The organism is Vibrio sp. YT-19(2023) (genome assembly GCF_033337395.1).
Window position 1 is genome coordinate 1 of sequence record NZ_JAWOQN010001103.1, and the last position, 526, is coordinate 526.

1 protein-coding gene and 1 pseudogene are annotated in these 526 nt (G+C 47.1%); both read left to right on the top strand.

All coding sequences use genetic code 11. The features are described 5' to 3' along the window. Positions 1 to 193: pseudogene (locus R7E78_RS30275) on the top strand (FAD-binding oxidoreductase); the annotation flags it as partial. 17 nt (positions 194 to 210) lie between these two features. Continuing rightward, on the top strand, positions 211 to 526 hold a 316-nt coding region (locus R7E78_RS30280; RefSeq protein WP_318059163.1), incomplete at its 3' end, for a nitrilase-related carbon-nitrogen hydrolase.

Genomic DNA, 526 nt, shown 5'->3' on the forward strand with positions numbered 1-526 from the left:
CAGCGGTCACGGTGTAACGTGTACTCACCTAGCAGGTAAGTTGCTGGCTGAAACCTTGACTGGACACGCAGAACGTTTTGACGCGTTTGCGGCTCTGAAACATTACTCCTTCCCAGGTGGCCGCCACTTCCAAATTCCGTTTACGGCAATGGGCGCGGCTTACTACAACCTACGTGACAAACTGGCGATTTAAGAGATAAGGAATATCCAATGAGCAAAGTAGTGAAATTTGCAGCCCTTCAACTGACGAAAAGCTGGGATCTGGAAGATAACCTAGCCAAAGCAAAAAAGGCGATTCGTGAAGCAGCACAAAACGGTGCGAACGTGATTCTTCCTCAAGAGCTGTTCGCCGCGCCTTACTTCTGCAAAAAACAAGAAGCGAAGTATTTCGAGCTTGCAGAAGAAACGGAGAATTGTCGTCTTATTAAAGAGATGAGTGCGTTGGCTAAAGAGCTCGGCGTGGTGATTCCTGTCAGCTACTTTGAAAAAGCGGGCAATACGTTTTTTAACTCGCTAGTAATGATAG